The 26,266-nt window shown below is 73.6% G+C and carries 15 protein-coding genes; 2 read left to right on the top strand and 13 right to left on the bottom strand.

All coding sequences use genetic code 11. The annotated features are described in order from the left end of the window. Positions 1–8: 8 nt before the first annotated feature. The 9 genes from ABD333_RS07540 to ABD333_RS07500 are packed head-to-tail and all read right to left on the bottom strand — an operon-like array spanning position 9 to position 19,173. Positions 9–941 carry a hypothetical protein gene (locus ABD333_RS07540; protein WP_344539060.1) on the bottom strand — a complete coding sequence of 311 codons (933 nt, stop codon included), beginning with the start codon at positions 939–941 and terminating at the stop codon, positions 9–11. Continuing rightward, on the bottom strand, positions 934–3,060 hold the full coding sequence (locus ABD333_RS07535; RefSeq protein ID WP_344539058.1) for a glycoside hydrolase family 3 protein: 2,127 nt from the start codon (positions 3,058–3,060) through the stop codon (positions 934–936). Before ABD333_RS07535 ends, ABD333_RS07540 begins: the two co-directional genes overlap by 8 nt. Next, a complete protein-coding gene (locus ABD333_RS07530) occupies positions 3,057–4,292 on the bottom strand; it encodes a glycosyltransferase (RefSeq protein ID WP_344539056.1) in 1,236 nt (411 codons plus the stop codon). Before ABD333_RS07530 ends, ABD333_RS07535 begins: the two co-directional genes overlap by 4 nt. After that, positions 4,289–6,145: a class I SAM-dependent methyltransferase gene (locus tag ABD333_RS07525; RefSeq protein ID WP_344539054.1), complete on the bottom strand. Its 1,857-nt coding sequence runs from the start codon at positions 6,143–6,145 to the stop codon at positions 4,289–4,291. Before ABD333_RS07525 ends, ABD333_RS07530 begins: the two co-directional genes overlap by 4 nt. After that, positions 6,124–7,323: a glycosyltransferase gene (locus ABD333_RS07520; RefSeq protein WP_344539052.1), complete on the bottom strand. Its 1,200-nt coding sequence runs from the start codon at positions 7,321–7,323 to the stop codon at positions 6,124–6,126. Before ABD333_RS07520 ends, ABD333_RS07525 begins: the two co-directional genes overlap by 22 nt. After that, on the bottom strand, positions 7,320–8,114 hold the full coding sequence (locus ABD333_RS07515) for an alpha/beta fold hydrolase (RefSeq protein WP_344539050.1): 795 nt from the start codon (positions 8,112–8,114) through the stop codon (positions 7,320–7,322). The genes ABD333_RS07520 and ABD333_RS07515 overlap by 4 nt, the downstream gene beginning before the upstream one ends. Continuing rightward, entirely contained in the window at positions 8,107–8,418 is a 312-nt protein-coding gene (locus ABD333_RS07510; protein WP_344539048.1) for a phosphopantetheine-binding protein, read from the bottom strand. The genes ABD333_RS07515 and ABD333_RS07510 overlap by 8 nt, the downstream gene beginning before the upstream one ends. Beyond that, positions 8,408–12,460 carry a beta-ketoacyl synthase N-terminal-like domain-containing protein gene (locus ABD333_RS07505; protein ID WP_344539046.1) on the bottom strand — a complete coding sequence of 1,351 codons (4,053 nt, stop codon included), beginning with the start codon at positions 12,458–12,460 and terminating at the stop codon, positions 8,408–8,410. Before ABD333_RS07505 ends, ABD333_RS07510 begins: the two co-directional genes overlap by 11 nt. Further along, positions 12,457–19,173 (bottom strand): SDR family NAD(P)-dependent oxidoreductase, encoded by a 6,717-nt coding sequence (locus tag ABD333_RS07500; RefSeq protein WP_344539044.1) that lies wholly within the window; start codon positions 19,171–19,173, stop codon positions 12,457–12,459. The genes ABD333_RS07505 and ABD333_RS07500 overlap by 4 nt, the downstream gene beginning before the upstream one ends. A 326-nt stretch (positions 19,174–19,499) precedes the next feature. Between ABD333_RS07500 and ABD333_RS07495 the strand changes: the two genes are divergently transcribed. Next, on the top strand, positions 19,500–20,423 hold the full coding sequence (locus ABD333_RS07495; protein ID WP_344539042.1) for a LysR family transcriptional regulator: 924 nt from the start codon (positions 19,500–19,502) through the stop codon (positions 20,421–20,423). Positions 20,424–20,455: 32 nt separating this feature from the next. After that, a complete protein-coding gene (locus ABD333_RS07490) occupies positions 20,456–21,892 on the top strand; it encodes an Ig domain-containing protein (RefSeq protein WP_344539040.1) in 1,437 nt (478 codons plus the stop codon). Positions 21,893–21,966: 74 nt separating this feature from the next. On the opposite strand, the gene ABD333_RS07485 is transcribed toward ABD333_RS07490, so the two are convergent. The 4 genes from ABD333_RS07485 to ABD333_RS07470 all read right to left on the bottom strand — a co-directional run bounded on the left by ABD333_RS07485 (position 21,967) and on the right by ABD333_RS07470 (position 26,246). Further along, on the bottom strand, positions 21,967–23,232 hold the full coding sequence (locus ABD333_RS07485) for a class I SAM-dependent methyltransferase (protein ID WP_344540437.1): 1,266 nt from the start codon (positions 23,230–23,232) through the stop codon (positions 21,967–21,969). Positions 23,233–23,324: 92 nt separating this feature from the next. Next, positions 23,325–24,692, bottom strand: coding sequence for an FAD-binding oxidoreductase (locus ABD333_RS07480; protein ID WP_344539038.1), 1,368 nt, complete (start codon positions 24,690–24,692; stop codon positions 23,325–23,327). Between the two features lie 142 nt (positions 24,693–24,834). Further along, complete coding sequence (locus ABD333_RS07475; protein ID WP_344539036.1) at positions 24,835–25,407, bottom strand: DUF1707 and DUF4870 domain-containing protein; 573 nt, start codon at positions 25,405–25,407, stop codon at positions 24,835–24,837. 47 nt (positions 25,408–25,454) lie between these two features. Beyond that, positions 25,455–26,246: a polysaccharide deacetylase family protein gene (locus ABD333_RS07470; protein ID WP_344539034.1), complete on the bottom strand. Its 792-nt coding sequence runs from the start codon at positions 26,244–26,246 to the stop codon at positions 25,455–25,457. Between the last annotated feature and the right edge of the window lie 20 nt (positions 26,247–26,266).

Below are 26,266 nucleotides of genomic sequence, written 5' to 3'. Positions count from 1 at the left end.
CGAACGTTTCAGGCTTGCCGCCGGGCCGCGCCCGCGACGGTGAGGTTGAGGAAGCGGGGTGGCCGCGGACCCCGTTCGCCGAACGCGGCGGAGACCGAGGCGCGCACCGCCGGCCGCGCGGCGGCGGGCATGATCGCGACGACGGCCGGGCCGTGCGGCCATGCGGCGAGGGCGCCCGCGCCGCACGCGGCGTCGATGGCGGTGGTCGCCTCGGCGGACCCGGTGCGGGCGTGGCCCGCCAGTGACCGGGCCGCCGCCGCGAGGTCACCCCCGCGCAGAAGGCGGATCAGGCGGCCGGTGTCGGGCGGCGGAGCACCGGCCGACGTGGACGCGGGCGCGGGACTGGCGGCCCTCGTGACGATCAGCAGCAGGCTCAGCCCGGCGGAACGCGGGTCGAAGGGCAGCCGGACCGTTCCCTCCCCCACGGCATGGCCGGCGCGCCCCGCCAGGACGGCAGCGGCGATGACCGGGTCGGACGCGATCAGATGGGCGAGCTCGTCGCGCGCGAGCCCGGCGCCATGGACCTCCGTCGCGGCGAGGACGGTCGCGCAGGCGAGGGGGACGTCGGCGCAGAGCCCGGTGACCGCGGGGAGGTCGGCGTGGACGAGGATGTCGGCGCCCAAAGGAGGTCCCGCGCGGCGCAGCGCGTCGTAGGGACCGGCCGCCCAGGCGGGTACGTCCTCGGCGGTCTCCCGCACATCCGTCTCCAGCCATTCGGCGGGACGGTTGAGGGAGGCGAGGCGGAGCGTGGTGTCGGAACGGGGCGCGGCGGCGACGATGACCTGCCATTGGACGGCGAACGCGACGGCATGCCCGGCCAGCCGTACCGCGTACGGCGCCGTCCAGACCCCCTCGGGCGGGCGCCCGTAGGCCCGCTGGAAGGTGTAGGGAACGAGGCGGAGCTCGGGCTTGGCGTCGAGCCGGGACACCAGATCATGCATCGCGCGGCACCTCGATCATCACTTCGCGCCGTTCTCCGGGCCGGAGCTCGACGGCCGCGAATCCCGCGACATCGCCGGTCGCGGTGTGGCAGCGCACGACCTCACGACCTGGCCGGGCGCCGGTGTTGGTCACCCAGAACCGCCTGACCGTCCCGCCGCCGCCCGGTGTCTCCGTACAGGCCCAGGTCGTGTAGCCGAGACCATGGCCGAGCCGGAACGGCGGAATCGGGCAGGGCAGCCGCCCGCCGGGCTCGGCCGCTCCCAGCAGGACGTCGGCGAGGGCCGGGCCGTACTCCTGGCCGCCGAACCACGTCCACAACACCGCGGCGACGTCACCCGCCCACGGCATCGGGATCGGCGCGCCCGCGTTCACCACGACGACCGTCCGCGGGTTGGCGGCGGCGACCGCCGCCACGAGCTCGTCCTGGCGGCCGGGCAGCCCGGGGAAGGTCCGGTCGCGGCCCTCGGTCTCCTGCTCGGCGCAGGTGCCGACCATGACGATCGCGATGTCGGTGGAGTGAGCGGCGCGGACGGCCGCGGCGATGCCCGCGCCCGGGTCGCCCTCGGCGGGCGGCGGGCAATGGCCGAGGCCGAACGCGGCGGGCCCGCCGGGGCTCACCACGTGCCTGATCTCGACCCGCGCGCCGTTCCCCCGGATGGGCACCGTGAAGTACGGCGGGCGCCGGAAACCTGCCAGCAAGGCCGCCAGATCGGCGGTGAGCTCGGTGTCGGCGACGGTCGTTCCGTCGACGGCGACGCTGAAGAGTCCCAGTCCGGCGACGGCGAGATCGCGCGGCCCGTCCATGGTGAACGTGACGACCGCTTCGGCGGCGTTCGCGGGCACCACCGGCCAGGCGAACTCCGTCCCGGCGGGCGCGTGGCCCTCCGAGCCCTCCAGCGGCGCCCCGTCCGCGTCCCGCAGGCCGACCCGGAAGCCGCCGGGCGTCCACGCCTCGGGAAGGGGCCGCGGCTCTGTCCGGATCGGGACGCCGCCGAGCACGCGCAGGTCCACGCCGTGCGGCAGTCCCGCCGCCAGGGCCGTGGCCGGGCTGACGGCGGGCGGGCCGGCGACCTCCGAGCTGCCGCCTCCCTGGAGGCACGGCGTGGTCGCGGGTTCCCCGATCAGGGCGATCGAACGTATCCGGCCGGCGTCCAGGGGCAGGATCTCGTTCCGGTTGGTCAGCAGGACGAACGAACGTGTGGCGATCAGGCGCCCGAGCCCCGGGTCCTCGCCGGGCACCGGCGTCGAGGGATCGGTGACGCGCCGTCCGAGCCGCAGCAGCCGCACGACCTTGTCGTCGATCTCCGATTCGGGGACGAACCCCTCCCGCACGGCGTCGACCAGGGCGTCTCCCCACGGCCCCCACGGTCCGGGCATCACGAGGTCGAGCCCGGCCAGGGCCGAGTCGACGGTCGAGACCGTGGCGCCCCAGTCCGAGACGACCACGCCGTCAAAGCCCCACTCGTCCTTGAGGACGTCGCGCAACAGGCCCGTGTGCTCGGTCATCCGCGTTCCGTTGACCGAGTTGTAGGCGGCCATCACCGCCCAGGCGCCGCCCTCCCTGACCGCCGCCTCGAAGGGCCGCAGCCATCGCCCGCGAAGGAGCTCGTCACCGGCCGGCACGTCGCGCGTGTAACGGCCGTCCTCGGCCTCGTTGCCCACGAAGTGCTTCACGCAGGCCGCCACGCCGCTCGACTGGATGCCCCGGACCAGCGCCACACCGAGCCGCGCGACGAGCAGCGGGTCGGCGCCGAGGCATTCGAAGTGGCGCCCGGCCAGCGGATCGGCCTGGAGGTCGAGGCCGGGCGCGAGCACCATGTGCACGCCGGCCCGCCGTGCCTGCGCGCCCAGCCTGCGTCCGGCCCGCCAGGCCAGCTCGGGGTCCCAGGTCGCGCCGAGGGCGGCCGGGCAGGGCAGCGGCGCGACCGGCGTGCCAGCCGGGCCGACCACCTCGCGGCCGGCCAGGTCCGGCACGCCGACCGGGCCGTTGGCGCACATCAGCGCCGGTAGCCCCAGCCGGGGCTCGCCTCGGAGTGTCCACATCCCCGTGCCGGTGAGCAACGCGACCTTGTCCTCCAGCGGAAGCACGTCCAGCGAGGGTTCGTCCGGCGGGCTCATCGTGACCACTCTTCGAGCAGGTCGCAGGCCCGGCCGACGCCGTCCTCGGCGGCCATCCGCGCGCCGATGACCCGTGCCCGGTCCCGGTAGCGCGGCTCGTCCACCACCGACCGGATCGCCTCGCCCAGCCGCCCGGCACCGGCCCGGCCGAACGGCGGCAGCGCGACCCCGGCGCCCAGCGCGGCCACCCGGTCGGCCCAGAACGGCTGGTCGGCGCCGACCGGCAGCACGACCGCGGGCGCACCGGCGCGGAGCGCGCTCGCGGTCGTACCCGCGCCGCCGTGGTGAACGACGGCCGCCACACGCCGGAACAACCAGTCGTGCGGCACGTCGGCGACCGGCAAGATCCCCTCGCCCCTGGGCAGCCGTCCGGGGTCACCGGACAGCACCGCCCGAACGCCCGCCACCCGGAGCACGTCGAGAACGGTCAGCACCGCACGTTCCGGGTCGGTCCGCTGGGTCACCCGGTCGAGTGCCACGTAGACCGGTGGCGGCCCCTCCGCGAGGAAGGCGGCGAGCGCCGCGTCCGGCTGCCACCCGTCCGGCTGACCAGGCTGTGCCCACACGCCCGTGACCTCCTGGCGGGGCCGTCGGCGGCGCGGCGGCGGCACCGTGGCGGGGCTGTAGGCGAAGAGCGTGGGCTCGGCGTCGAACCGCCGTTCTGGAAGGAACCCGAGCGGGCCGAGGCCGAGGACCTCCCGGCGCCACCGGTTCATCGGCCCGCGTACGAGCAGCCACAACGTCCGGAGGAACGACTCGTACCGCAGCCGGTGACGCGGTGCGCCCGGGACGGCGGGCACCCTCGGATGCATCAGGACCTGGCAGCCGAGGAGCCCGTCGCGTTCGGCGATGCTGAACCCCGCGAGCCCCATGTGGGAGTAGACGATCGTGTCGGACCCCGCGCACGCCTCCGTCGCCTCGACCAGCCCCTCGAAGAGGCCGTCGAAAAGACCGGCCCGGCCGAAGCGGATCCAGTCGGCGGCCCGGTCTCCGGGCGCCACGTCGGGCCTCTGTTCGTCCTCGGGGCCGTCCTGCCCGGGCGCGAGCGGATCGGCCACCATCGGGTCGAACGACAGCGGCGCGAACTCCAGCCCGGCGCCGCGCACCAGATCTCCGTAGATCCGGGAGGCCGCCACGCGCACGGCATGGCCCCGTTCGGCGAGCCTTCGCCCCAGCGGCAGGTAGGGCTGGACGTCCCCGCGGCTGCCGACGGCCAGCACGGTCACCCTCACGTCGCCGGCTCCTCGCGGCGCGCCAGCATCCGGTAGGCGTTTCCCGTGCCCGTCGACCGGAAGAGTTTCGCGCCGGCCTTCTCCATGACGAGCGCTATCAGGAAGAACGGCAGTGAGCCGACGCGCGCCGCCCTGTGCAGGGCCCGTCGCGGCACGGTCGGCCGTCCCGCGTCCCACGGCCGTCGCGGGTCGGGCGCGAGACGCATGCGGGCGAACGCGACGAGGGCGAGGAATTCGCCACCGGAGTGAACGCTGCCGATCTCCTCCGCGACCACGCTGAACCCGTGCTCGGCCAGAGCCTCCCGCAGGTTGCCCGCCGGAACGAAGTGCTGGTGCTGCGGCTGGAACCAGCAGACCCACCACGACCTGAAGAGCAACCGCTGCGGGGCCTGCGGATCGGGCACCTCGATCAGAAGATGCCCGCCCGGCGGCAGGACGCGCGCCGCGGCGGCGAGCTCGGCTCTGGGGTCGCGCGTGTGTTCCAGATAGTGGAACATGCTGACGACGTCGTACCGTCCCGCCAATTCGTCCGCCAGCTCGGGGAACTGCCCGAGATGCCCGGTGTCGATCCGGCCCAGCAGTTCTCCTTCGCGTACCGACTCGCTCATGTCGAGCACGTCGAAGCGTGTGCCCGGCCAGAGCTCGCGAGCGATCCCGCAGAACTGACCGGCTCCGCCGCCCACGTCGAGCCACGCCTTAGGGGTCTCGTACGGCCGGATCGCCTCGGCGCGTTCGACGAACGCGCGGTAGGCCGAGCCCATCACCCGGCTGGCGCCGCCCGCGTCCACACCGTCATAGAAGTCGCGGTAGTAGTAGTCGAGCCCCTCCGGTGAGAGCCGCGGGTTCTGGAAGACGTGGCCGCAGCCCCGGCAACGTTCCAGCGTGAACGTGCCGGGCTTGCCCTGCAGCAGGTCACCGACCCGGGCCTGAACGCGCAGCTCCGGTGAGCCGCACCACGGGCAGTCCTTCCTGCGCGGTTCGAAGAACCCCTCGACCCCGTTCCCGACCGCCGCCGCGTACTGCGTGCGCAACGCCTCCAGGTCCGGCCTTTCGGGCTCGTACACGGACCGGTGCCGGTATCCGGCGACCGCGCGAACCCATCCCCGGGCATATCGCACAGGCCGCAGCACCATCCCGGGCACGCCGTCGGACGGCCGCAGCGCCGAGCGACGGAGCACGAGCACGGGACGAAGCCACAGCACGATCGACGCGGCGAACACCCATACCGGAGCCGTCACGGCCGTCGCGGTCACGAGCACGGCGAGCAGGGGTGGCCAGGCGAACGCGAGCGCGACCGGCACGCCGAGGGTCCTCAGCCGCGCCGCCGACCACGCCGGATCGGTACGGACGGCGTCCAGGCCGCCCGGTACGACGGCGAAGTCCAGCCCGGTCGGCGCGCACTCCTTGACCCGCAGCACGATCCGCAGGAACGCGATCGGGTCGGCCGCCTCGGTGACCGCGGCCGTCACCCCGGCCCGGCGGGCGAGCTCGGCGCGGATCACCAGCGCGTGCCCCGCCGTACGGCCGAGCGCACCACGGTTCTCCCGGTAGCGGGCTGGGTCGACGTCGTTCAGCAGGTCGAGCGCGGCCTGCGCGTCCAGCCCGCCGGGCACCAGGTCGAGCGCGGCCGCCCCCGTTCGTTCCGCGTGGCCGGTCGCCGCCCGCAGGACCTCGTCGGTCACCCGCACCCCCGGCGCGGTGACCAGCCGCCACTCCCCCGTCCCGGGCGGTCCGGCCTCGACCTCGGCCAGCGCCCGCGCCCGGCGGCGCAGCCGCACGGTACGGACGATCATCCCGGTGAGCATCAGCAGGACGGGCCAGGAAATGTTGATCATGCTGAGCGGTCGCGGCATCTCGCACCTCGCTGGAAGGGAGGGGACGTCAGCCCCTCAAGCCGGTCGGCGGCGGCGGCAGCGCCGCCGGCCGCCGCGAACGACGCCTGGACGCGCCTTGCCCCCGCCCGGTAGCGCGGCTCGTCGAGCACGGCTCCGATCGCCTCGCGCAGCTCGGGCACGCGCGCACGCCCGAAGCGCACCCGCACCCCCGCGCCCGCCGCCACGACCTGGTCGGCGATGATCGGCTGGTCGTCCCTGATCGGCGCCACGACGAGCGGCAGCCCGTGCGCGAGCGACTCGCAGACGGTGTTGTGACCGCCGTGCGACACCACCGCGTTCAGGTGCGGCAGCAACAGCAGCTGCGGCACGTGCTCCTGGACGAGCACGTGCCGCGGCACGGTGCCGGTGAGCTCGGCGGGCGCGGCCAGCACGACCTGGACGTCGAGGTCCTCGGTCGCCTCCATCACCGCCGGGTAGAAGCGCGCGCCCGCCTGGCCGTTGAGAGTGCCGAGCGACACCAGGATCCGGCGGCGGCCCGGCGCGAGCCGTTCCCAGGGGAAGTCCGGCGCCGCGACGACGGAGGCGCGCGAGCCGAGCGCCGGGCCGACGAACAGGTAGTGCGCCGGGAAGCCGCCCTCGCCCACCAGCACCGGCGTCGAAAAGATGATCACGAGGTCGTCGGCGAACCGCGGGTCCCAGCCGGTGCCCGCGCCGAACTCGCCGAGCAGTCCGTCGAGCCGCTCCCGCACCCACTGGCCGATCTTCGGGAAACCCCGGAAGGGCCGGGTGAACTCGGCCGAGGTCGTGGCGGACGTCGCCCAGGGCAGGCCGCGTTCGCGCGCGACGATCCCCCCGGCGAACGCCTGCTGGTCGGCGATCACCACGTCCGGCCGGAAGGCCTCGACCGCCGCCGCCACTCCGGGCACCATGTCGCGGGCGAGCGGCACGAGCGCCTCCTCCCACAGGAACTTCAGCGCCGCGACCCCCCGCAGATGCCCCCAGCGCAGATGCAGCGCGCCGAGATCTCCGTCCTTGCCCGCCGGATGGATGCGGGCGTTGGGCGGAAGCAGCCAGGCCAGTACCTCGCCCGGCCCGCACCACGCGACCTCGTGGCCGCGCACGCCCAGCTCGTTGGCGACGGCGATCGTGGGGTTGACGTGCCCGGCCAGCGGCGGCACCACGAAGAGGAACCTCACGGTGCCACCCGTTCCGGCCACGCGACCCGCGCCAGCCAGCCGAGCAGGTGGCCGGTGACCAGGTCGGTCGCCTCGCGCAGCACGGTGTGCGCGAGTCCCGGAAGGATGTGGACCGTGCAGTCGCGGATGTGCCGGTCGAGGTCGCGTCCGGCGTCCGCCAGCTCCGACCGTTCGCCATAGACGGCCAGCACGGGGCAGCGCACGGCGCCGAGCTCGGCCGGGCCGAACGCCGGAGTCGCCGCGACGTCCTCGATGAGGCTCGTCCGGTTGAGCAGGGCGTCGGCGGTGGCGGCCATCCGGGCCTCCTTGCGCGCCCCGAGCCCGCGCAGCTGCTCGGCTACCCGGTCGTGTTCGAGGCCGAGAGCGGAGACCGTGAGCGTGTCGGTCATCCGATCGATCCAGTCGCCGGTGCAGTGCGCCTCGATGAGCGCCAGCCCCGCCACCAGGTCGGGACGGTCCAGCGCGGCGCGCAGCGCGATCACGCCGCCGTAGCTGTTGCCGACGAGATGGACGGGCCGGTCGACGCCGGCCGCCGCCAGGACGGCGGCCAGATCGGTGACCGCGGTGGCGGTGCCGTAACCGGTGGACGGGCGTTCGGACCGGCCGTGGCCGCGCAGGTCGTACATGACGACCTCCGCGCCGGCCCGCGACACCGGCCCCGCGAGCGTGTAGTAGAAGCTCGACAGGTTGTCCAGGACGAGGCCGTGCAGGAACACCACGACCGGATGCCCCGGGCTGCCGGGCAGCCGCTGGATATGGAAACGCACGCCACCGGCGGACACCTCAGGCACGGCTGCGCTCCGGCTCCAAGGCGCGCTCCGGCTCCAGGGCGCGCTCGATGTAGGCGGCCAGGTGCCCGATCGTCATGGCCATGATCTCGTCGATGTCCATCCCGGCGAGGAAGGCGACGATGTCGACCCGGGCGCCGTAGGCCGACCGCAGCCGTTCGGCCAGCGCGACGAACTCGATGCTCTCCAGCGCCAGGTCGTCGTTGAACGAGGTGTCCGGCGTGAGCTCCCCGAGGAGCAGGAGCTCCTCGCCGGCCACGTCGACGAGCATCTCGGCGATCTCCGAGACGATGCGGTCAGCTGCCATCCGGGGCCTCCAGGCCTGTCCAGGTCACGGCGTACGTGGCGGACTCGTGGGTGATGAGCGCGGTGGACGCCTCGGGCTCGGCCCGGCCGCCCTCCGGGACGCGGTGGATCGCGATCCGGCCCCCGCCGCAGATCGCGACCGCCAGGTCATCGGTCTGTGCCAGCGCCACGGCCGGACGGGCGCCCCCGGGGCCGGTCACGGCGCCGCCGGTGACCGCGACCTCCGCCGGGAAGATCGGTCCGGCGCCACGCGCCCAGAGGGCGTGCCGGACGGCGTCCTTGACGGCCATGCGGCCGAGCAGCCAGTCCTGCCGCTCCCGGCCAGGCAGGCCCGCGTACTCGGCCCGTTCGGCGGCGGTCAGGTAGCGGCGCATGACCAGCTCACGGGACGCGGCGTCGGTCCAGCGGCGGCGGACCAGGCACCAGCCGCCCGGCCACGGCTCGCCGATCGCGTGCGTCTCCGGCGTGAACTTCATCGGCCACACCCGCTCGTCGGCGGCGAACCGGCGGTACGTCCAGCCCTCCAGCCGCGCCCACACCCGGTCGCCATCGGCCTCCTGAAGCTCGACGTCACCGCGCACGAGACCGGCCTCGACCGAGCCGGCGCGGGCCCGCGCCGCCAGCCGGCGCCCGGGTCTCGGATGCGGCCCGTACAGGCGCACCCGGTCGATCGACACCGGGAACACCAGCCGGTCTGTCGGCAGCCGTACCTGCATCCAGTGGCCGAACAGCTGACCGGCCGCGTCCAGCAGCGCACCCGGCGCCGGGAGGGCCTCAAGCTCGCCCCGGATCCCGTCGTCGGCCACGGCGTGCACCTCCCGGACCCCGGCGAAGCCCGGTCCGTGGAACATCCACCGGTCCTCGTACAGTGCCTCGGCGGAGACCGGCGGGCTCTGCTCGTTCACAAACGCGGAACGGTCGGGCGCCGGCGGGTCCGGGTAGGAGGCGGCGAGCAGCACATCCGCACTGGCGAAGCCGTCGATCGTGACCCGCACGACGTCCGGTCCGCGCGGGACGGCCACGATCTCCGCCGTGGTGGGCGGGGCGACGGGCAACCAGCGCATGGCCCGGACGCCCGCGAACCCGGTCACCACCCGGCCCGGACCGGACGCGAGCGCCGCCTCGGCCATGATCTCCAGCAGGGTCGTCATCGGCACGACGGGGAACCGGTCGGAGTCGTCGGGCCAGTCGCCCGGCTGGAGATAGACGCAGTGGTCGATCACGTAAGGCATCGTCGCCAGCGAGAACTCCCGCCGGGTGGAGGTCTGCCGCGCCGGTGGAAGCCGAGCCGGGCCCTTGCGTTCCCAGGCACCGACGACCGTGCGCACCGCCGCGCTCATGTCGCTCAGCGCCGCGTCCAGCGAGGCGAGCACGGGATGGTCGTCGGCTCGAACGTGTGGTGCGGGCCGGGCGTCGTCGCCCAGGCGGATCAGCGGTGAGCCCAGCGCCAGCCGTACTTCGTGGCCGGTCTTCGGGGACGCGGCGGCGGGCGCCAGGAGCCCCCAGTCCGGCGACAGCCCTTCGGCCCACAGCGCGGCGGCGACCCGGCAGAGTTGCGTGAGCCCGTCGGCGCGGGCGTCCCCGGCGGCGACCGTGAGGTGGTCGTGCCCGCGGAGCGTGTCCTCCACGAAGCCCGGAAGGCTGCCCGGGCCGACTTGGACGAACGCCCGGACGCCGGACTCACGCAGCCGCTTCGTGAGCGTCCGGAAGCGCACCGGTTCCAGCAGGTGCCGGATCACCAGCGCGCGCACGGCCTCGTCCTCAGCCGGATACGGCTCTCCGGTGGTCGCGGACCAGACGGGGACGGTGGGCTGCCGCAGCGGGAGCCGGTCGAACGAGGCGCGCACCTGATCCAGGTAGGGCTCCCACATCGGGGTGTGGAAGCCGGAGCGGAACGGCAGCTCCCGCCCGAGCACACCGGAGGCCGCCAGGCGCCGAAGCGACTCGGCCACCGTGGCGCTCGGCCCGCAGATGACCGACTGGTGGGGGCAGTTGTCGTGCGACACGACGGCCTCGTCGAGCTGTCCGGCGACCTGGTCCGCGCCGCAGCCGACCGCCGCGTACACGAGGTCGGGCACGGCGAGCGCGCCGGGCCGCAGCGATCCGAGGAACGCGTCAATGGCCTCGCGTGGATACATGCCGGCGACGACCATCGCGGTCCACTCCCCCAGGCTGTGCCCGGCGAAGAGGTCGGCGCGGATGCCGATCCGGTCCAGCGCCGCCGCCAGGAACCGGCCGACGGCGATCACGTCCACGGCGCGTCCGACCAGCTCGCCGCTTCCGGTGAGCGCGGGCGGCGTCAGGCCGAAACGGGCGGCGACGTCGTCCACGCGGGGCTCGAACTCCGGCTCCAGGCCAGGGAACAAGAACGCGACGCGGCCTCCGCCGCGTTCGCCTAGAAGCGGATCGGACGTGAACCACACGTCGCCGCGCCCTCGCCAGGGCCGGCCTCGCGCCACGACCTTGGCCGCGAGCTCCAGCTTCCGTGGCGTGGGGTCCACGATCGCCAACCGGCACGGCCCGTCGCCGCCGCTCTTCGCCGACGCGAGCCGCGCGGCCACGTCTGCGGGGGAACGCCCGGCGACCCGCAGGACCGTCCGGCCGTCCCGGCTGCGCCAGGGGATGGTGGCGGCCGTGGAAGCCGGTGGCTCCTCCAGGATCGCGTGGGAGTTGATGCCGCCGAAGCCGAAGGCGTTGACGCCTGCGCGCCGCGGGATCGTGCCGATGCGTTCCCAGGGTTCGGCCGTGGTCAGGGGCCGCATGCGGGTGCCGGCGAACGCGGGATGCGGATCGTCGATGTGCAGGGTCGGTGGGAGCATGCGGTGGTGGACGGCGAGCGCCGCCTTGATGAGCCCGGCGATGCCGCTGGCCTGCATGGCGTGGCCGATGTTCGACTTGACCGTGCCGAGCCCGATGTCCGCCGAGGACGTGCCGAAGACCTGGGCGAGGGTCGTCAGCTCGGCCTCGTCCCCGACCGGGGTCCCGGTGCCGTGGGCCTCCACGAGCCCGAGCGAGCCCGGTGCCTCCGGGTCGAGCCCCGCGGCGCGCCAGGCGCGCTCCAGCGCCCGTACCTGGCCGTCCACCAAGGGGCTCATCAGGCTGCCGGCGCGGCCGTCACTGGCGACCCCGACGCCCCGGACGACCGCGTAGATCCGGTCGCCGTCGCGTTGCGCGTCCGCGAGGCGCTTGAGCACCACCACGCCGGTGCCCTCGGAGATCAGCGTGCCGTCCGCGCGCCGGTCGAACGGCCTGATGCGCTCGCTGGGGCTCAGCGCCCGCAGCTGCGTGAAGACCGACCACAGCGTGGCGATGTGGCAGTGGTGCACCGACCCCGCGACGACCAGGTCACAGCGGCCGGTCGCCAGCTCGGTGACGGCCTGCTCGACCACGAGGAGGGAGGTCGCGCAGGCGGCGTCCACGGTGTACGCGGGACCGCCGAGGTCCAGGCGGTTGGCGATCCGGGCCGCGGTGAAGCTCGGCACCAGGCCGATCGAGGCCTCGGGCCGGTCGGGTCCGAGGCCCGCCAGGAATGCCTCCCGCACGGCCTCGACCCGTTCGTCTCCGAGCTCGGGCGCCAGCTCGCGCAGCGTGGTGGCGAGCTGGTGGGCGGTACGGACCCGCTGGTCGAGCCGGGCGGTCGCCACGCCCATGTACCCGCCGCGCCCGAAGATGACGCCGACCCGGGAACGGTCGGGCAGCCCGTCCTCGCCGCCCGCGTCCGCGATCGCCTCCGCCGTGACGCGCAGCGCCAGCAGCTGGTCGGGCTCGGTCGCCGCGACGACGTTCGGCATCACCCCGAACCGGATCGGATCGAACGTGGCCAGGTCGTCGACGAAGCCGCCGCGACGGCAGTAGAACCGGTCGGCCCCCGCCGGGCCGCCCGGCGCGTAGTAGACGTCCGGGTCCCAGCGTTCGGCGGGCACGTCGGTCATCGAGTCGATGCCTTCGACGATGTTGCGCCAGAATTCCGCCGGCCCCGCGGCTCCGGGGAAGACGGCGCCCATCCCGACGATCGCCGCGTCCGTGGCACCGGCGCGACTCACCGCTCACCGCCCTCGGCGCTCTCGGCGCTCTCGGCGCTCTCGGCGAGCAGGAGGATCTGGGCGTCGCCGGTGCCGTGCGCCAGCTCGGCCAGGAACGCGGCGACGGCGGCGTCCGGGTCGAGCAGCGCGATGCCGCGCCGGGCGTAGGCGCGTTCCAGTTCCGGGGTGACCATGCCGCCGCCCGCGCTCGCCCACGGCCCCCAGTCGATCGCGACCACCCGTCCGGCGAACCGGCCCGACCAGGCGTGGGCGAACGTGTCGAGGGCGTCGTTGGCGGCGGCATAGTCGGCCTGACCCCGGTTCCCGTAGACGCCGGCGACGCTGCCGAAGAGCGCGAGGAAGCCGACGCCGGGGTCCGGGTCCCGGTGGGACAGCGCGTCCACGAGCGCGCGGGCGCCGTCCACCTTGGTGCCGAAGACGCGGTCGAACGAGGCGGCGTCCTTGTCCGTGAGCGAGCGGTCCTCCAGGATTCCGGCGCCGTGCACGATCCCGTCGAGGCGTCCGTGCCGCGCGTACACGTCCTCGATCACGGCGCGGACTGCCGCCGCGTCCCGGACATCGGCGGCGTGGTAGCGGGCCGAACCGAGCTCCGCGAGCGTCGCGCGCACCTCCCGGCCCGCCAGGACGCGCCCGATCGCCGACTCGATCTCTGCGGGCGCACGCAGGCCCGCACTGATGAGGGCGGCGCGCAGCGCGGCCGGATCCGAAGGGATGGAGGCGGTCGCCGCGTCCTCCTCTCCGGGCACGGCCGTCCGGCCGATCAACTCGATGCGGCAGCCGGTCGCGCGGGCCAGCCCGGCCGCGATCCGGGCGGTGATGCCACGGGCGCCGCCGGTGAGCAGGACGACCGACTCCGAGGTCAGCGACAGTCCGGCGCCGTGACCGGACGGCGTCAGGGGTGCGGGGAAGATCTGGAGCGTGGCACGCCCGTGGTCGGCGTGGTGCCCGACGATGACGGGCGCGTCGGTAGCGCACAGCTCGGTCAGGAGCTGCTCGGCGAGCCGATGCGGTTCGTCCTTGGGGTCGAGGTCGACGGCGCGTACGACGGTGCCGGGGAACTCCAGCGCGGCCGTCCGGGCGAAGCCGCGCAGACCGGCGCCGGGCGCGGGGTCGCCCGGCCGGCCGTGGCCGAACGCGCCGCCCGAACCGGTGGCCAGCAGCAGCCTGCCGGCCCCGGCGACGAGCGCCCGCCGCAGCCCGTCGAAGATCGCCGGGAGGACCGGTGCCTGGGCCGGTCCGAGACCGCTCAGCTCGATCACCCCGTCGGCCGCGTCGAGATCGGGGGCCTCGGCGAGCCGCCCGGCGCCCAGCGAGTGGACACGCGCGCCGTGCCGTTCGAGGAGGGCGGCCAGATCGAGCGCGACGCCATGGCCGTCTTCGACCAGGACGAAGCGCCGTCCTCGAAGCCCCTCGGCGGCGGGGACGGGGGCCGGGGCGAGCGGGACCGGCTGCACGCGGTACCGCACGGGTGGACCGGTCAACGGAGACGCGCCGCCGGACACCGGTGGCGAGGCCGGGCCGGCGGCGGTCTCCTCTCGGACCCGCGGAGCGGAGTCCGGAGCGGGCGCGTCGTCTCTCCCCGTCACCCAGTCGACGATGCCGCCGATGGTCTTGATGCGGGCGAGCTGCTCGACGAGCGACTCGTCGACGAACCCGGCGGCGCCGGGCAGGCCCAGCCGGTCGGCCAGCTCCCCGATGATCTCCACGCGCTTGATGGAGTCGATCGACAGGTCGGCTTCCAGGTCGAGATCGGTGCCGAGCATGTCGCGGGGGTAACCGGTCCGGCCGCCGATGACGTCGAGGACCGCGGCCAGCACTCCATCCGGCCCGAGCACGGGTCGCGGGACCTCGGCGACCTGCGGCTGCGGGGTCACGACGGGCTCGGGTCCGGATTCAGGCAGAGCGGCCGGGGGGCTGCTCGCGCCGAGATAGCCGAGCAGGACGTCGCGTTGGGCGGCGGCCAGTTCGCGGGCGGCGCGCAGGTATTCGAGCACCGCGGCGTCGCGGTCTCCGGCGGAGGCCGCTTGCGTGGGCGCGGCCACCTGGCGGGCCGGTCGCAGTCCGCCGGGGAGGCAGTCGCCGTCCGCCGTCCGTACGAGATGGCCGTCGACCAGCCAGCCGGGACGCCGCTCGGGTGATCCGGCGGGCGGGGCCGCACGGCCGTGGAACAGCGGTGCCGGGTCCACCGGGACACCGGCGAGCGCCAGCTCCGCCAGCGCGTGCAGGAACCGGACGAGCCCAGGCTCGCCGGGTACGTCGCACGCCACGGCCGTGTGCGGGCGATCCCCGAGTATCTTGCCGACGAGGCCGGTCAGCACCCGTCCCGGCCCGGCCTCCACGAAGACCCGGGCGCCCGCCTCGTACATCTTCTCGATCTGCGCCGCGAAGCGGACCGGCTCGGCCACCTGACGGGCGAGCAGCTCCCGTACGGCGTCCGCGTCGGCCGGGTAGGCGGCGGCGGTCGCGTTGGACCAGACCGGGAACGCCGGAGTCCGGACCTCGGCCGTCGCCAGCCAGTCGCGCAGCGCGCCGGAGGCACCGGCCACGACACCGCTGTGGAACGCGCACGCGACGGCAATCGGCTCGGCCCTCAGCCCGGCGGCGCGAAGTCGTTCGACCGCCTCCGTGACCGCGCCGGACGGTCCTGAGATGACGCACTGGCGCGGGGCGTTGTGGTTGGCGACGACGACGGCCGGGTCGCCCAGGAGCGGGACGACGTCCTCGGCGGGTGCGGTAACAGCGGCCATCGCGCCGGAGTCACCACCCGCCGCCGCCGCTGCGGCGAGGATGGCTTCGGCGCGGTCGGCGCTGAGGCTCAAGAGCGTCGCCGTGTCGAACGCCCCCGCCGACCACAGCGCGACCAGTTCGCCATAGCTGTGCCCGGCCGCGAGCTCGGGGCGGATCCCGAGCGTCACCAGGAGGCGGTGCATCGCGACGCCCGCCACACCGAGGGCCGGCTGGGCGACGCGGGTGTCGGTGACGGCGTCGCGCTGCGCGGCCCGTTCGGCGGCGGTGAACGCGGCGGGCGGGAACATGGCGCCTGCGAGGCGTTCACCTCCCGCGTCCAGCGACCGCCGCCGCAGCCAGGGGAACGCCACGAAGAGGTCGGCGAGCATGCCCGGCCGCTGGCTGCCTTGACCGGGGAAGAGGAACGCCACCTTGCCCGGATCGCGGTCGTCCCGATGTCCGCGTTCGTCGAGCTTGGCCGCCAGGTCGTCCAGATCGGTGGCCACGAACGCGGCACGCACCGGCCCCTGTTCGGGGCCGCCACAGGCGGCGGCCAGATCACGCAACGGCCAGGGCCGCCCGGCCTCGTCGTTGCGGGCGATGAGGTCGGCAAGGCGATCTCGGTCGCCGTCGCGCAGCAGGAACAGCTCGGCGGGCCACTCCTCCAGGCCGTGCGCGGGATCGGGGGCACCCTCGTACCCGGCCAGCACGGCGTGGAAGTTGGCGCCGCCGAAGCCGAACGCGCTCACCCCCGCCACGCGCCGCGCCGCCGGGACCGCCCACGGGCGCGCCTCCGCGTCGAAGTAGAACGGGCTCCCGGATCGTTCCCAGTAGGCGTTCGGCTCGCGCAGGTGCAGGGTCGGTGGCCGGACACCGGCGTGGACCGCCCGCGCCGCCTTGATCAGCCCGGCCAGGCCGGCGGCGCACTTGGTGTGCCCGATCTGCGACTTGACCGAGCCGAGCGCGACACCGCCCGGTGCGGCCCCCGATTCGGTGAACAGCTCGGTCAGGGTGGCGAGCTCGGTGCGGTCGCCGACGACGGTTCCGGTGCCGTGGGCCTCGACCAGCCCGACCTCGGCGGGTGAGATCCCGGCGCGCGCGTAGGCGCGTTCCAAGGCGAGCCGCTGGCCCTCGGGGCGAGGCGCGGTCAGTCCCAGGGAACGGCCGTCGCTGGATCCGGCCACCGACTTGACGACCGCGTAGATCCGGTCGCCGTCGCGTTCGGCGTCGGCGAGACGTTTCAGCACGACGCACGCGACGCCCTCGCCGAGCGCGATGCCGTCCGCGGCGGAGTCGAACGTGGCGCACCGGCCGGCGGGCGACAGCGCCCGCACGGAGGCGAACATCAGGAAGTCGTTGATGCCGTTGTGCACGTCCGCGCCGCCGCACAGCACCAGGTCGCTGCCGCCCGTGACCAGCTCCTTGCAAGCCAGATCGAGGGCGGCGAGCGAGGCCGCGCACGCGGCGTCGACGGTGTAGTTGACCCCGCCCAGGTCGAGGCGGTTGGCGATCCTGCCCGCGATCACGTTGGCCAGCACGCCGGGGAAGGAGTCCTCGGTCAGCTCGGGAAGCTGCCGGTCCAGCTCCGCCGGGAGCTCTCCGTGGTAGGCCGGATAGAGCGAGCGGAAACCGTAGGCGCCAGCGAGGTCGGTGCCCGCTTCCGCGCCGAAGATGACAGAGCAGCGGGCACGGTCGAACGGCCGGTCGCGGTATCCGGCGTCGTCGAGGGCCCTTGCCGCGACGTCCAGCGCCAGCAGCTGGACGGGCTCGATACCGGTGAGGGACGCCGGTGGGATGCCGTAGGCGAGGGCGTCGAACGGCACCGCAGGCAGGAAGCCGCCCCATTTGGACGGTGTGCGGCGGCCGGCAAGCGCCGGATCGGGATCGTAGAAGGTGTCGGCGTTCCAGCGTTCTGCCGGCACCTCGCGTATGGCGTCGGCGCCCGCGACGACGTTGCCCCAGTAGCGGGCGAGGTCAGCCGCGTCCGGATAGACGCACGCCATGCCGACGATGGCCACGTCGAGCGGGGCCGGTGCTTCGGCCTCGCGGGCGGGCCGGTCTTCGAAGGCGAGTTCGGCGGCACGGGTGGCCAGGTGCTCGGCGGCGCCGGTCGTGACCCGCTCGTGCAGTTCGGCGATCGTCGTCGTGCGGGAGCGGGTGGTGGCGACGTCTCCCAGCATGAACAGCCCCTGCTCGTGCTGCTCCGCCGCGTCCACCCGTTCCAGGCGGCCGTCCTCGCGGCGCAGGCCCTTGCTGGCCAGCCGCAGGCGGCCGAGGTTGAGCCGTTCGAGCTCCGCCCACATCTCGCGCGGCGGCAGCCCTTCCGCGGCGAGCCGTTCACGGGCGCGCGTGAAAGCGGCGACGTAGGGCGTGTCAGCACACCGGGTGGCGTGCCCGGGCGAGGTCTCCAGCAGCGCCGTACGCCCGCATTCGACGGCCGCCCGCTGGTAGCCGCGCCCGATCGCCCCGGCGTCGACGGCCTCCTCGGTGAAGAGGTAGGCGGTGCCCATCAGCACTCCGATCGACGCGCCGCGCGCGGCCAGCGGCAGGGCCGCCGCGCTGACCATGGCCGCCGAACGCGCGTCATGGACGCCGCCCGCGAAGAGCAGGTCGAGCCCGGCGGGGTCCAGCTCGCCCGCCTCGACACGGTCGCCGAGGACACCGAGCTGGGCCTCCCAGAGGGGCAGGCTGGCGCGCGGGCCGACGTGCCCGCCGCATTCCATCCCCTCGAAGACGAACCGGCGGGCGCCCTCGGCCACGAACCGCGCCAGCAGCCCCGGCGACGGGACGTGCAGGTAGGTGCGGACGCCCGCCTCCTCCAGCGGCGCGGCCTGCGCGGGACGGCCGCCCGCGATCAGCGCGACCGGCGGCCGGATCGCGGTGATCGCGGACAGCTGTGCCGCCCTCAGCTCAGCGGGGACGAAGCCGAGGACGCCGACGCCCCAGGGCCTGTCGCCAAGCCGCGCGGCCGTCTCCGCGAGGAGCCGCCGGGTTTCGTCGCCGTCCATGAGCGCCAGCGCCAGGAACGGCAGGCCGCCCTCCGCCGCCACGTCCGCCGCGAAGGACGGCTGGTCGCTCACCCGGGTCATCGGCCCCTGGACGACGCGCAGCGCGGGCGGCCGGGCGGCGGCGCCGGTGACGCCGTCGCGGATGGCGGCGCGGACGGCCTCGACCACACCACCGGTGGTCGTGTACCGGTCGGCGAGCGAGGCCGCGAACGCGCCCTCCAGGCCGATGGGAAGCAGGTGGGTACGCAGGTCACGAGCACCGAGAGCGTCCGGCAGACGGGCCGCCAGCTCTGTGATGGGCAGGTCCGGGCGGGTGAGGACGCGGTAGGCGGCGTGGCCTCCGGGATCGTCGACGACGGTGGTCTCGCCGCCGTCCATCGCGCGTATCGCGGCGGCGACGGGACCGGGGAGGCGCGCCTCCACGGTGAGAGCCAGCTGGGAGTCCAGCACGACGCCCGCGGCTCCCCCGGCGACCACGGCGGCGGCCGTGCGCGGTCCGAGGCCGCCCGCCGCCCAGACCGGCACGTCCGGCGTGGTCCCGGCCGCGAGCACGCGCTGGAGCAGCATGAACGTCGTCAGTTCGCCGACCGTGCCGCCGCCCTCGCGCCCGCGCACGATCAGGCCCGCGGCACCGGCCCGGACGGCCGCGGCGGCCTGCTCGGGAGCGGTGATCTCGGCGAGCACGCGGCGGCCGGTGGCCGCCCACCGCCCCACGTCCGCCGCCCCGGCGACCACGGTGCGGGCGTCGGCGGGGAGCTCGGAGGGCGAGACCGGGCAGCCCGCCGGAACGCGCACCCCGTACGGGCGGCGCAGCCACTCCTCCAGATCTGCCAGCGCGGACCGCGCCGCCTGGACGTCGCGCCCGAGGTCGAGCACGCCCAGCGCTCCGGCACGCGCCGCCGCGGCGGCGATCCGGGGGTCGGGCTGCTCGAAGGGGGTGATCACGATGACCAGATCACGTCCGGCGGGGGAGCTCACGGGGCGCCGCCTCCTGCGTCACATCGCATGCGCCGCTCCCGTGCCGCCGGCCGGAGAGCCGTCCGGCGGTCGCGGGGCGATACGCACGATTCGGTCACGTCGCGACGAATCGTGCGGGCGTCATGAACGGGCTGTCAACAACCGGCCGGACCGGGAGGCAGGGCAGCCGCGATAGCGATGACCAGGGATTATTCGCCGTCTCATGCTCATCGGGCATGCTCTGCGTGCCGAGCGGGTCTCAAAGCGGACGCCCCCTCGCCAGACCAATATTGACAAATCGTCCAACGGTACTGACAAGCGCTTGCTTGGGAGTTACCGTCCCATCCATGACCCTCCAGCAACTGCGGTATCTCATCGCGGTCGCGGACCATGGCAGCATCACCGCGGCGGCCGCGGCGGTGTTCGTCGCGCAGCCCGCGCTGTCGCGCGCCATCCGGGCCCTGGAGCGCGAGTTGAACGTGGAGCTCCTGGCCCGCGACGGCCGCGGCGTGGCCTTCACCTCCGAGGGCGCCCGCGTGGTCCGCCTCGCCCGCACGATCATCACGACCGTCGGAGCCATCGAGGACATCGGCCGTCCCGGCGACCCCCGGCACTGCGCTGAACTGCGCGTCGTCACCACCCCCACCCTCGCCATCGATCTCGAAGCCGTGCTCGTCCCGTCGTTCACCGAGGCGCATCCGAACGTGAGCGTCGAGGTGCTGCGCTGTGACGGCCGCGAGCTCCTCGTGCGCAAGCTCTACAAGGGCCACGCCGACCTGGGGCTGGTCGATCTCCCGGTGGACGAGCACCTCAAGGCCCACCGCGTACAGGAACGCGAGGTGGTCCTGGTCTCGCCGCCTGGCACCGGCCTGCCCGCCACCGTGCCGATGCCGCGGCTCGACGGCCTTCCGATGATCCTGGCGACCCGCGGCACCGGGCGCCGTACCGAGCAGGAGGCGATGTTCGCGCTGCTCGGCATCCGGCCCGTCGCCGCGCTGGAGTCCGACCAGCGCATCGCCTGGGTCTCGGCCGTCCTGGAAGGCGTCGGCTCCCTGATCTGGTACCGCGACATGGCCGAACGCACCTTCGCCCACCGCGCCGAGATCCGTTCGTTCGACCCGCCCGTGCACCGCAGCGTCGGCCTGGTGCACCTGCGCGGCAACCTCAGCCGCGCCGCCCGCTCGTTCGTGCTCTTCGCCCGGCCGGGCGCCGCTCCCCGCATGCCACCGCCGTCATCACCCCATGCCGGATGGGCATCAGGCGCCCGGTAGGCACGCCCGTTCCGGACCGCCACATTGTCAGCATGTTGCGAATCCCCCACCGCCCGATCCCGCGGCTCCCGGGACGGACGCGAGCACCGGCCCTGGCCACCGCCGTCGCGACCGCCGCCGTGCTCCTCCCGGCCGCCCCAGCGGCCCCGGCCGCCCACGCGGCGCCGCCGCCTCCCGAGCGCGCGTTCACCCTCCCGGCCGGTCTCGCGGAGATCAGCGGGCTGGCGATGAGCGTGAAGCATCCCGGCGTCGCCTACGCGCACAACGACAGCGGCAACACGACCGAGGTGTTCGCGATCGACACCGCCACCGGCGCGCTCAGGGCGAAGCTGAACGTGACGAACGCGCCCAACACCGACTGGGAGGGCATGGCGGTCACCCGGAGCGGCATCCACATCGGCGACATCGGCAACAACTTCGGCGGCCGCGATCCGATCGTCTACCGGCTGCCCGAGCCGGACACGCTGGCGAACGCCTCGCTGACGGCGACCAGGTACCAGCTCAGGTTCGCGGACGGCGCGAAGGACGCCGAGTCGCTCCTGGTCGACCCGCTCGACGACCAGCTGTACGTGGCCGGCAAGAACATCGGAAGCGCCGGGAAGCTCTACCGCGCGCCCAACCCCCTCAGCACCGCGCAGACGAACACGCTCGCCGACACCGGCCGTGCTGCCCCGGCGTTCGCCACCGACGGCGCGTTCTCGCCCGACGGCAAGGCGTACGCCCTGCGCAGCGGCGGCCCCATCGGCGAGAACGCGGCCTGGATCTACAACGCGGCCGGCACGGAGCTGGCCACGGTCACCCTCCCCAGCCAGGGACAGGGCGAAGCCATCACCTATTTCGACCGCGGCTCGGTGCTCGTCGCCTCCGAGAACGACACGCAGGTGTGGCGCGTCCACCTGCCGCCCGAGGCGATCCCCGACCCGGGCACGCCGGGCGACCCCCCGAGCGTCACCGCCCCCGGCGACCAGACCGGCAAGGTCGGCACCCCGGTCAGCCTGCAGGTGCGGGCAAGCGACCCTGGTGGGCTGGCGCTGACGTTCACCGCGACGGGTCTGCCGGCAGGCCTGGCCATCAGCGAGTCGGGTCTCGTCACGGGCGTCCCGGCCACCGAGGGCACGTTCACGGTCACCGTCACCGCGACCAACACCGCGGGCAAGGCCGGCTCCGCCACGTTCGCCTGGAGGATCGCCCCGGCGAACGGCGGCGAGGGCCCGGCCGTGGCGAATCCCGGCGACCAGACCGGTGTCTTCAACAAGGCGGTCAACCTGCAGATCCGGGCGTCCGGCGGCACGGGCGCGATCACCTACAAGGCCGAGGGTCTCCCGTTCGGCCTGTCGGTCGGGTCCTCCTCGGGCACCGTCACCGGCAAGCCCTGGCACGTGGGGACCTTCAGCGTCAAGGTCACCGCCACCGACACGGCGGCGCGGTCGGCCGTCACCACGTTCAGGTGGACGGTCACCTGGTTCTGATGCCCGGTCCGTGAAGGCGGACGAGGCCGCTTCCCAAAGGAAACGGCCTCGTCGCGGTGGAGCGGACAGGGGTGTCAGACGCCCCAGTCAGGGCGCAGCGGCATGTGCGCGTTGTTGTTCTCGTCCAGCTTCACGCCCAGCGTCTGGTGCAGCTGGATCCAGTTCTGCTCGAAGCCGAGGATGCAGCCGGCCATGTAGACCTTCCACACGCGGGCGATGCCGTCGCCGACCTCTTCGACGGCTTCGTCCCAGTGGTCGTCGAGGTTGTCGCACCAGCCCTTGAGCGTGCGGGCGTAGTGCTCGCGCAGGTTCTCCTGGTGCCGGATCTCGAAGCCCGCGTCGTTCATCTGCGACTGGATGTAGCCGGGGCCTTCGAGCTCGCCGTCGGGGAAGACATAGCGGTTGATGAACCCCGCCTGCTTCATCGGAGGCGCCAGGTTGTCGGGCCGGGTGATGGTGTGGTTGAGCATCCGGCCGCCCGGCTTGAGCTTCCCGTAGAGGAACGAGAAGTAGCCTGGCAGGTTGGCCTTGCCGATGTGCTCGGTCAGGCCGATCGAGCTGACGGCGTCGAAGCCCTCCTCGGCGACGTCGCGGTAGTCCATGTGCCGGACCTCGGCGAGGTCGGAGAGCCCCCGGTCGGCGATGGCCTTCTGCGCCCACTCGGCCTGCTGCTTGGAGAGGGTCACGCCCAGCGCCTTGACCCCGTACTCCTTGGCGGCGTGCATGACCATGCCGCCCCAGCCGCAGCCGACGTCGAGCAGCCGCATGCCCGGCCTGAGGCCGATCTTCTTGGCCACCAGGTCGTGCTTGTGGAACTGCGCCTCCTCAAGGGTGGAGTTCTCCTCGGGGTAACAGGCGCAGGTGTAGGCCATCGACGGGCCCAGCACCCATTCGTAGAAGGTGTTGGAGACGTCGTAGTGGTGCGAGATCGCCTTGGCGTCGCGCCGCTTGGAGTGCCGGAGCCAGGAGGGCACCCGGCTGAACGGGGCCTCCTGCGGCGGCGGGTCGAGGCGCCGGGTCACGGCGGCCCGCAGCAGCGGGTCGCCCAGGACGGCGGCGACCACCTTGAGCTTGTCGCGCGGCGTGACGTCACCGAGCACCCGCTGCATCGTGGACAGCGCCGTGTACATGTCGCCGCTGACGTCGATCATGCCGCTGACGTACGCGCGGGCGAGTCCCAGCGCGCCCGGCGAATGCACCAGGTAGGACACGGCGTGCGGGGAACGTACGTGGAAACGGATGTCGGCGCCCGGCACCCCCGCCCGTGACCCGTCGTACGCGGTGAACTCCACTGGCGCCTCAGCCCCGGCGAGCCGCTCGAAGACCCTGGCCAGCGTCATCATGTGCCTCCCTCTCTCTTCGCCCCGGCAAGGGCGATGGGATCGCCATCGGCCCCGTTCCGGGGCCTTCCCCCCGATATGGCGGGCACCCGTCAGCGCCCGCCCACGCACTTGTCGTAGAGGTCCAGCAGCCGCTCGGCGGGGTCGTACGACTCCTTGAGCCGCCGATAAGTCTCCCCGTCGTAGTGGCGCCAGAACTCCTCCCGGCTGTAAAAAGCAGTCGAATAGAGGGACTTGTGCCCGTCAAGGGCCGCGACCTTACGTTCGATCAAACGGTTGTGGTATTCGGGGATCTGGCCCGGCGGAAGCCGTACCGTGCCCCAGAAACCGACATTGACGTAGGGCTTGCCCGGCTCCAGCGGATACAGCGGCCAGCGTTCCCTGGCCGAAAGCGGGCACAGCCAGATCGGGCTCATCCCCACCTTGTCGTGGAAGAACTCCAGGAATTCCGCCAGCCGTTCGACCGGCACCTCGATGTCCTGGATGACGTCCTCGCGCGGCCGCAGCCCGCGCCAGCGCTCGACGCGCGCGACGACGTGGAAACGCCGGTCGTAGGCGACGAGCTTGCGGTAGACGTCCGAGCGCTTGGCCTTGTCCGGCCAAATTCGGCGGATGGTGGGGTTCTGCACGCCGAACGCGCCGGAGCACCAGAACCAGTCGGTGTCCCAGCGCCAGATGTAGTCGCGCACGGTGAGGAAATCCACCGAGCGCTCCTGGATCGAGCGGTAGTAGATCCCCTGGCCGGTGTAGTCGGAGGTGTAAGGCGCCTCGTCGGTGAACACACCCAGCGTGATGTACTGCTCGCGGGCGCTGAAGACGGTGCCGTCCACGAAGTCGACCGGCTCACCCTCGTAGGTCTTGGACTCGGTGATCTCACCGAGCACCCGCGCGCACTCGGCCGCGTCCTCGAACCGCAGGTGCCGCACCCGCACATACGGCTTGACCGGAACGAGCTCGATCTTCAGTCGCAGCGAGTAGCCGAGCGTGCCGTAGGAGTTGGGGAAGCCGTAGAAGAGGTCGCTGTGCTCGTTGTCGCGCGTCGCGGTGACGATCTGGCCGTCTCCGGTCAGCACGTCCATCTCCAGGACGGCCTCGTGCGGCAGCCCGAGCCGGAACGAGGACGACTCGATGCCGAGCCCGGTGACCGCGCCGCCGAGCGTGATCGTCTTGAGCTGCGGCACGACGGTCGGCATCAGGCCGTGCGGCAGCGTCGCGTCGACGAGGTCCTCGTAGGTGGTCATGCCCTGGACCTCGGCCGTGCGCGACTCCGGGTCGACGCTCAGGACCCGGTCGAAACCGGACACGTCCAGGCCGGGCGCGTCGGACGGGTCACGCCACCGGAAGAGATTGGAGGTCTTCTTGGCCAGCCGCACGGGCGTCCCGGGCGGGATCGCCTCGTACGACCTGCGCAGCGCCTCGACCGCCCGCCGGTGATCGTCCTTGATCAAGAGCTCCGTCATGTACCCCTCCCGCACTCAGTAAACCGATCATCCCATGTGTTCTCCACATGAGGGGGACGAGAGGGTCGTCACAGGCAGGGAGGGGAATAGGCGCGCAGTCAGAACCCCATTCGGGACATCGGGCCACCGGCCCGCGGCGGCGTCACTTCACCAGGCGCAGGATCCACGGATAGCGGAACGACTTGCCGGTGAGCGCGATCACGGCGGCGATCCCGGCGACGATCCAGGTCAGCGCGTAGAGCATGCCGCCGATCCCGAACGTCACGATCGTGATCAGCAGGACGGTGAGCTGGAAGTTGAGGGCCTCCACCGCGTGCCGGCGGACGTAGGCGGACCGCTTGCCGCTCAGCAGCATCATGATCAGCGGCCCGACGAACAGGGTGGGGTAGCCGATCGCGTGCGAGACCGCCGCGAGCATCCGGTCCTCACCGGTGGGCGGCGCCCCGTCCCACGGGCCGTCCCCCGGCAGCGCCGGGCGCCTGCCGGGGGAACCCGGCGGCGGTACGGGCGCCGGCGCGAGGTCGTACAGGACCCCCGCCATCTCACCCCTGGTCTTGGCCGTCATCGCGAGGTGCATTCGCATGTCGAACTCGGCGTGTTCGAGCCTGCCCTCGGCGTAGGCCTCCTGGAGCCGTTCGATGACGGGCTCGCGTTCGATGTCCGAGACCCGCAGGTCGGTGGCGTGGCTGCTGTCCATGACCTCATCCTCGGTCATGGAGGCGCCGCCTTCCATCGGGGAAGTCCCTGAGCGGCCCCTGGCTTTCAGCTCCGACGCTTGGCGTACTTCTTCCCCGGGGTCAGCGGCTTGCCGAAGAGCTCGGAGACCGTCACGAAGACGTACCCCTTCGCGGCCAGCCGCTTGATGATGTTGGGGACGGCGGCGACGGTGGTCGGGTGGATGTCGTGCATGAGCACGATGTATCCCGGCCGGGTGGCCGCCACGACCCTGCGCTCGACCGTCCTGCGGTTGCGGTCGCGCCAGTCGTTCGGGTCGACGGCCCAGAGGATCTGCGCCAGCCTCATCTTCCTGGTGACCGAGGCGACGGTCCTGTCCGTGGAGCCGTACGGCGGCCGCATCAGCCTGGGCGTGACGCCGGTGGCCCGTTTGATGGCCGACTGGGTCCTGCCGAGCTCGGATCTCACTCTCGCCGCCGACGCGCGCGCCAGATCGGTGTGGGTGTAGCTGTGGTTGGCGAGCTCGTGCCCGCCGGCCAGCTCCGAGCGCACGACCTGCGGGCGCTTGGCCACGTTCCGTCCGACGAGGAAGAACGTCGCGCGCACCTTGCGCTGCGCGAGGATTGTGAGCAGCTTGCTCGTGGGGGCCGTCGGCCCGTCGTCGAACGTCAGCGCGACGCATTTGACCCGCCGGCAGTCGATCTTCCGGGGCGGGGCGGCGACCACCGGCCGGCCCGCCGGCACGGCGACCAGCCCGGCCGGGTCGGCCGTGGGGGCGGCGAGCGGCATGACCACCGGATCGAGCGTGCTCAACCACGCCGACACCGCGAGCGCGGCCGCGACCGCGGTCCATCGCCTCGTCATGAACGTCCCGCGCATGCAGGGTCCTCTCGGCCGCC

It is taken from the genome of Actinomadura fulvescens (genome assembly GCF_039533225.1).
Taxonomy (GTDB): Bacteria; Actinomycetota; Actinomycetes; order Streptosporangiales; family Streptosporangiaceae; genus Spirillospora; species Spirillospora fulvescens.
The sequence above is the reverse complement of the archived record's forward strand: the minus strand, read 5'-3'. Positions and strand labels throughout refer to the sequence as shown.

Bases quoted from the DNA above. Each gene is read 5' to 3' on its own strand.
- ABD333_RS07540 (WP_344539060.1), bottom strand. From the start codon at position 941: ATGCATGATCTGGTGTCCCGGCTCGACGCCAAGCCCGAGCTCCGCCTC.
- ABD333_RS07535 (WP_344539058.1), bottom strand. From the start codon at position 3,060: ATGAGCCCGCCGGACGAACCCTCGCTGGACGTGCTTCCGCTGGAGGAC.
- ABD333_RS07525 (WP_344539054.1), bottom strand. From the start codon at position 6,145: ATGCCGCGACCGCTCAGCATGATCAACATTTCCTGGCCCGTCCTGCTG.
- ABD333_RS07510 (WP_344539048.1), bottom strand. From the start codon at position 8,418: ATGGCAGCTGACCGCATCGTCTCGGAGATCGCCGAGATGCTCGTCGAC.
- ABD333_RS07495 (WP_344539042.1), top strand. From the start codon at position 19,500: ATGACCCTCCAGCAACTGCGGTATCTCATCGCGGTCGCGGACCATGGC.
- ABD333_RS07490 (WP_344539040.1), top strand. From the start codon at position 20,456: ATGTTGCGAATCCCCCACCGCCCGATCCCGCGGCTCCCGGGACGGACG.
- ABD333_RS07485 (WP_344540437.1), bottom strand. From the start codon at position 23,232: ATGACGCTGGCCAGGGTCTTCGAGCGGCTCGCCGGGGCTGAGGCGCCA.
- ABD333_RS07480 (WP_344539038.1), bottom strand. From the start codon at position 24,692: ATGACGGAGCTCTTGATCAAGGACGATCACCGGCGGGCGGTCGAGGCG.
- ABD333_RS07475 (WP_344539036.1), bottom strand. From the start codon at position 25,407: ATGACCGAGGATGAGGTCATGGACAGCAGCCACGCCACCGACCTGCGG.
- ABD333_RS07470 (WP_344539034.1), bottom strand. From the start codon at position 26,246: ATGCGCGGGACGTTCATGACGAGGCGATGGACCGCGGTCGCGGCCGCG.